Origin of the sequence: Amycolatopsis panacis, from assembly GCF_003600245.1 — a bacterium.
Taxonomy (GTDB): Bacteria; Actinomycetota; Actinomycetes; order Mycobacteriales; family Pseudonocardiaceae; genus Amycolatopsis; species Amycolatopsis sulphurea.
The window spans coordinates 22,548-28,824 of record NZ_QZFV01000121.1; the positions used below are offsets into that span (position 1 = coordinate 22,548).

Annotated in this window: 5 protein-coding genes; 4 read left to right on the forward strand and 1 reads right to left on the reverse strand. The window is 69.2% G+C overall.

Annotated elements, in window-relative coordinates; all coding sequences use genetic code 11:
• Positions 1–55 precede the first annotated feature (55 nt).
• Entirely contained in the window at positions 56–2,176 is a 2,121-nt protein-coding gene (locus D5S19_RS26455) for a transglycosylase domain-containing protein (RefSeq protein WP_158605647.1), read from the reverse strand.
• 186 nt (positions 2,177–2,362) lie between these two features.
• Between D5S19_RS26455 and D5S19_RS26460 the strand changes: the two genes are divergently transcribed.
• The 4 genes from D5S19_RS26460 to glgC all read left to right on the forward strand — a co-directional run bounded on the left by D5S19_RS26460 (position 2,363) and on the right by glgC (position 6,107).
• Positions 2,363–2,848, forward strand: coding sequence for a universal stress protein (locus D5S19_RS26460; protein ID WP_120026100.1), 486 nt, complete (start codon positions 2,363–2,365; stop codon positions 2,846–2,848).
• Positions 2,849–2,912: 64 nt separating this feature from the next.
• Positions 2,913–3,680: a putative protein N(5)-glutamine methyltransferase gene (locus tag D5S19_RS26465; protein ID WP_120026101.1), complete on the forward strand. Its 768-nt coding sequence runs from the start codon at positions 2,913–2,915 to the stop codon at positions 3,678–3,680.
• A 55-nt stretch (positions 3,681–3,735) separates the two neighbouring features.
• A complete protein-coding gene (gene glgA / locus D5S19_RS26470; protein ID WP_120026102.1) occupies positions 3,736–4,893 on the forward strand; it encodes a glycogen synthase in 1,158 nt (385 codons plus the stop codon).
• A complete protein-coding gene (gene glgC / locus D5S19_RS26475; RefSeq protein WP_199730721.1) occupies positions 4,890–6,107 on the forward strand; it encodes a glucose-1-phosphate adenylyltransferase in 1,218 nt (405 codons plus the stop codon). The genes glgA and glgC overlap by 4 nt, the downstream gene beginning before the upstream one ends.
• Positions 6,108–6,277: the final 170 nt, after the last annotated feature.

The following is a 6,277-nucleotide window of genomic DNA, read 5'->3' on the forward strand; positions in this document are numbered from 1 at the left end:
TACGCATTACGACCGTCAGGAAGACGCTACATGGGCCGCCGGTGGTGCCGTGGGTTCAGTGCGCGTCCAGGTACTGCGGGTCCGGCGCCGGGATCGGCACGTCCGGCTGCCCGGCGAGCAGCGTGGTCATCGCGGTGAAGTACGGCGGCGCGGCGACCGTGCCACCGAACGCGCCGTGACCGCAGTTGCCGAGGTGGACCGGGGTGCCGGGGCAGATCTCCTGCGGGCGCGGGCCGTCCGCGAAGACCATGGACGACACCGCGTAGTGGTCCACACCGCCGATGAAGGCGACCGACTCGCTCTCCTGCGTGGTTCCGGTCTTGCCGATGTCCGGGTGGGTCCAGCCGGCGTTGCGCGCGGCGGCGGCCGAAGTGCCCGCGGTGGTGTCCCGGCTCAGCCCTGCCTCCAGGGTGTTCGCCAAGCCCGGCGGGATCACCTGTTCGCAGGACTGCTGCTTGACCGGCACGGGTGCGCCGTTGCGGTCGGTGACCGTGAGGATCGGGTCCGGCGGGCACCAGGTTCCGCCGCTCATCAGGGTGGCCGACACGTTCGCCATCTCCAGCGGGCTCACCGGGCTGTTGCCGAGGGTGAACGACAGCAGGTTCTGGAAATACTGCGACTGCGGTTCGTTGTACTGCGGGTTCTTCGACCGCTGGTCGGCCGGGTCGGTGATCGGCTTGGTGCCGGCGTCGTTGGTAGCCATCGTGGTGCGCAGCCCCAGTTTGCTCGCCATGTCCAGGATCGCGGGCATGCCGACCTGCGCCTCCAGCCCGACGAACGCCACGTTCGGCGAGGTGGCGAGCCCGTCGGCCAGGGAGATCGGGTTCGGGTAGCTGGTGCCGTCGTTGCTCACCGGATAGCAGTGCGTGTACTGGTTCGCGTTCGGCGGGGTGAAGCAGTCGCTGAACGGGTTCGTCAGCGGCGTGTTCAGCCCGGCCTTGCCCGCGGCCATCGCCGCGGCCGAGGTGAAGATCTTGAACGAGGAACCGGCGCCGAACTTGTTGCTCGCGTCGGCCACGATGTTCGAGGATGTCTCGCCCTGGTCCGGATCGGTGCCGTAGTTGCGGTTCGCGACCATGGCGAGGATCTGGTGCCCGTCGCCGCCGGGCTGCACCACCGCGAAGGTGTTGGCCACGCCGTCCTGGGTGGTGGGCACGTTCGCATTCACCGCGTCCTTGACCACCTGGCTCACGTGCGGGTCGAGGGTGGTCTTCACGGTGTAGCCGCCGGTGTCGATCTGGTCCGCGGTGAACCCGGACTGCTCCAGGTAACGCACGGCGTAGGCGCACAAGAACCCGGCGTCCGGCGCCGCGCCCATGCAGGTGCTCGACGGGGCCGCCGGTTTCGTCCCGACGACGCCGAGCGGAGCGGCCTTCGCGGTCACCGCATACGAGGCGGGGATCGATCCGGCGGACACCATGGCGTCGAGCACGGTGTTGCGCCGCTGGAGCGCTTTGGCCGGATGCGTGTACGGGTTGTAGACGTTGGGGTTGTTGACCATCCCGGCCAGCAGCGCGGACTGCACGACGGTCAGTTTGTCCACCGTCGTCCCGAAATACGCCTGCGCGGCGGCGCCGACGCCGTACACCGTGCCGCTGAACTCCACCACGTTCAGGTAATTCGCGAGGACCTGGTCCTTCGGCACGGTCGCGCTCAGCTGCACGGCCATCTTCGCCTCGCGCAGCTTGCGGGCCAATGAGTCCTCTTTGTCCTGTTGCTGCGCCGCTTTGTTGGTGCGGTCCACCACGTTCACCAGGTAGTTCTTCACGTATTGCTGGGTGATCGTGGATGCGCCCTGCAGAGTGCCGCCGCCCGTGCTGTCCTTCACCGCCGCGCGCAGCATGCCCTGTGGGTCGACGCCGCCTTCGGAGTAGAACCGGCGGTCTTCGATGTCGATGATCGCGGCCTTCATCGCCGGGGAGATCTGTGCCGGGGTGACCGGAATGCGGTACTGCGCGTACAAAGTCGCGATCGGCGCGCCGGTCCGGTCGGTCACCGTGGTGACCAGTGGTGGATCCGCGTGCGCGAGATCCGCGGAGATCGAGTCGACCGAGTCACTGACCTGATTGGACAGCACGCCCGCGCCGATCGCCACCGGCGCCAGCGTGCCGGCGAAGAGAACCCCCGCCAGCACGCACAATCCGAGAAACGGGGCTACCCCCCTGCGACGAGCCACCTACGCACGTTAAGCCCGCGACGGTGAGAACGCGGTGTGAAACGCTGTGAAGGGTCCCTTCACGGACTCAGAGTCCGTGAAGGGTCCCCTCACAGCCTGCGCTCGCCTCGACCACATCGTCCCGCATCGGCTCCTCGCATTTGTGCCTGATGCGATTCTCCGCCCGCGTGTGGCGATAATGGCCCAGTGGAGCAACTGGTCGAGGAGTACGGCCCGCGCTGGGAGCCCGGTCCGTACGAACGAGGCACTGACGGACCGCGGGTGATCCTGACCGGGGTGGACACGTCGCCGACCGGGTTGCGCGCGGCGGCGTACGCGGCCGGTCTCGCCCGCCGTCAGCGTGCGCGGCTGGTGGTCGTGTACGTCGCTTCGCCCAAAGTGTGGACCGGGCTCGCCGCGGCGGCAGTGGTCGACGTACAGCTGCGGTCCTTCGAGGAGGAGATCAAGCAGTTGCGCGACGAGCTGGCCGCTCGTGCGCACGAGCTGTCGGTGCCGGTGACCTTCATGGTGCGGCGCGGCGAGACCTTCCCCGAACTGCGCCAGGCCGCTCTTGACGAGAGCGCCGACCTGGTCGTGGTCGGCGCGTCCGAGCAGGGCGGGCACCGGCTCGTCGGCTCGGTCGGCAACCGGCTGGTTCGCGCCGCGACCTGGCCGGTCGTGGTGGTGCCGTGAACCGTCCTCAATGGACGGATCGGGCCGGGAATTCTTGCCCGGTGGCAGTGGTTTTCGTGGTCGGATGACAAGGGATGGCGGACGGGTGGACTACTCCGGGATCGTGACGCGGCTGCGTGCCGCCGGCTGTGTGTTCGCCGAGGACGAGGCACGGCTGCTGGTGGAATCCGGCGAACCGCTCGGGCCGCTGGTCGCCCGCCGCGCGGCGGGGGAGCCGCTGGAGTACCTGCTCGGCTGGGCGGAGTTCGTGGGACGGCGGTTCGTCGTGGCGCCGGGCGTCTTCGTGCCGCGGCACCGCAGTGAGCTGCTGGTCCGGCTGGCCGCCGGATTCGCGCGGGCCGGTTCGGTGGTGCTCGACCTGTGCTGTGGTTCCGGCGCGCTCGGGGCCACGGTCGCCGCTGAGGTGCCGGGCATCGAGCTGCACGCTGCCGACGTGGAGCCCGCGGCAGTGCGGTGCGCGCGGAAGAACGTGCCGGGCACGGTGTACGAGGGCGACCTCTACGAGCCCTTGCCGTCATGCTTGCGTGGCCGCGTCGACGTGCTGATCTCGAATGTGCCGTACGTGCCCAGCGGCGACCTCCGTCTGTTGCCGCCGGAAGCCCGTGATCACGAACCGCGGACCGCGCTCGACGGCGGGGACGACGGGTTGGCCCTGTTGCGCAGGGTCGTCGCGGAAGCGCCGTCGTGGCTGGCGCCCGGTGGGCACGTGCTGTTCGAAACGAGTGAGCAGCAGGCCAAAGCCGCTGCCGCGGAGGTGCGCCGAGCCGGGCTGATCGCGCGCGTCGAACACTCGGCGGACCTCGGCGCCACTGTCGTGCTCGGCAGTCGTTGATCATCGTTCGCTTCCTGTACTGCGGACGGCCAGGCAGGGCGTCTAGGGTCGGGTCATGAAGGTCGGCCTGCTCACCAGGGAGTACCCGCCGGACGTCTACGGGGGAGCGGGGGTGCACGTCGAGTTCCTCGCGCGGGAGCTGCGGTCGCTGGTCGACCTGGACGTGCACTGCTGGGGTCCCGACCGGCCGGACGGCGCCCACGGGCACCGCGACGCGCACGGCTACAGCCAGCCCGCGTTCGCGACGATGGACATCGCCGTCTCGATGGCGGAGGCGCTCTCCGGGCACGATCTCGCGCACAGCCATACCTGGTACGCCAATCTGGGCGGGCATCTCGCGAAGCTGACGTACGGGATCCCACACGTGATCACCGCGCACTCGCTGGAACCTCTGCGCCCGTGGAAGGCTGAGCAGCTGGGCGGCGGCTACCGGGTGTCGTCGTGGATCGAGCGCGAGGCCTACGAAGCGGCGGACGCGATCATCGCGGTGAGCGCAGGGATGCGAAGTGACGTACTCACGGCGTACCCGGACATCGATCCGGCGCGGGTACACGTGGTGCATAACGGCATCGACACCGGGCTGTATCGCCCTGACCCGAATAGGGACGTCCTTGCGAAGCACGGCATCGACCCTGACCGGCCGTACGCGCTGTTCGTCGGGCGGATCACGCGGCAGAAGGGCGTACCGCATCTGGTGCGCGCGGGTGCTGAGCTGGACGAGGACGTACAGCTGATCCTGTGCGCGGGCGGCGCGGACACCCCGGAGCTGGACGCGGAGTTCCGCGGGCTCGTCACGGATCTGCAGGCGAAGCGGTCCGGCGTGCGGTGGATCCCGGAAATGCTGCCCCGCGCCGAAGTGGTGCAGCTGCTGACGCACGCGTTGGTGTTCGTCTGCCCGTCGGTCTACGAGCCGCTCGGCATCGTGAACCTGGAAGCGATGGCCTGTGGTACCGCGGTGGTGGCCAGCGACGTCGGCGGCATCCCCGAGGTGGTCGAAGACGGCGTGACCGGGTTGCTGGTGCACTACGACGAGGCCGATCCGGCGGCGTTCGAGACCGCGCTCGCGGCGCGGATCAACGAGCTGGCCGCCGAGCCCGCCCGCGCGGCCCGTTTGGGCCTGGCCGGGAGGGACCGGGCCGTGGGAGAGTTCGGCTGGGCCGCGATCGCCGGCGCGACGGTCGCGGTCTACGAGGCGTGCGGGAGGCTTTCGTGATCGACGGATCCGAGGTGCTGGGCATCGTGCTGGCCGGCGGCGAGGGCAAGCGGCTGATGCCGCTGACCGCCGACCGGGCGAAACCCGCGGTGCCCTTCGGCGGGGTGCACCGGCTGATCGATTTCGTGCTGTCCAATCTGGTGCACGGCGGGATCCGCAGGATCTGCGTGCTCACCCAGTACAAATCGCATTCCCTGGACCGGCACATCTCGACCACCTGGCGGCTTTCCTCGCTCACCGGCGAGTACGTCACGCCGGTGCCCGCGCAGCAGCGGCTGGGCCCGCATTGGTTCCAGGGCAGCGCGGACGCCATCCACCAGAGCCTCAACCTGGTGCACGACGAATCCCCCGCGTACATCGCGGTGTTCGGCGCGGACAACATTTACCGGATGGATCCACGGCAGATGCTCGACGCGCACATCGCCTCCGGCGCCGGGGTCACCGTGGCCGGAATCCGGGTGCCACGCTCGGACGCCCGCCCGTTCGGCGTGATCCAGACCGCCGACGGCACCCGGATCGACGCGTTCCTGGAGAAGCCGGAGGATCCGCCGGGCCTGCCGGACTCGCCGGAACAGTCCTACGTGTCGATGGGCAATTACGTGTTCACCACACAGGTGATGCTCGACGCGCTGCGGGCAGACTCGCGCGCCCCCGGCTCGAAGCACGACATGGGCCGCGACATCATCCCGGCGCTGGTGGCCAAGGGTGAGGCCGCCGTGTACGACTTCACCGGCAACGTGGTGCCCGGCGAAACCGACCGCGACCACGGCTACTGGCGCGACGTCGGGACGATCGACAGCTATTACGACGCACACACCGACCTGATCTCCACCTCACCGATCTTCAATCTGTACAACCGGAAATGGCCGATCCTGGCGCACCCGGGCCAGCGCGCCGCCGCGAAATTCGTGGAGGGCGGCACGGCGACGCAGTCGATCGTGAGCAACGGCTGCATCATTTCCGGTGCCCAGGTGGTCGATTCGGTGCTGTCGCCGGATGTTCTCGTGGAGAACGGCGCGGTGGTCCAGGGCTCGGTGCTGCTGGACGGCGTCCGCGTCGGCCGCGGCGCGGTCGTGCGGCGGGCGATCCTGGACAAGAACGTGGTGGTGCCGCCCGGCGCGCACATCGGCGTGGATCTGGCCCGCGATCGGGAGCACTACCACGTGAGCCCGTTCGGGATCGTGGTGCTGGGCAAGGGCGAGACAGCGATTTGACTCGGTAAGCGCCACCCCCCGGTGCGGCCTTCACGACGCGCTGGCTGTGCTGTGAAGGGTCCCTTCACAGCCTCTGGGGCTAGGGCGTCGGCAAAGTCGGTGTGGAGGGCCCTGCGCAGCTGCGGAGGGCTGTGAAGGGACCCTTCACGGACTCTGAGTCCGTCAGGGGC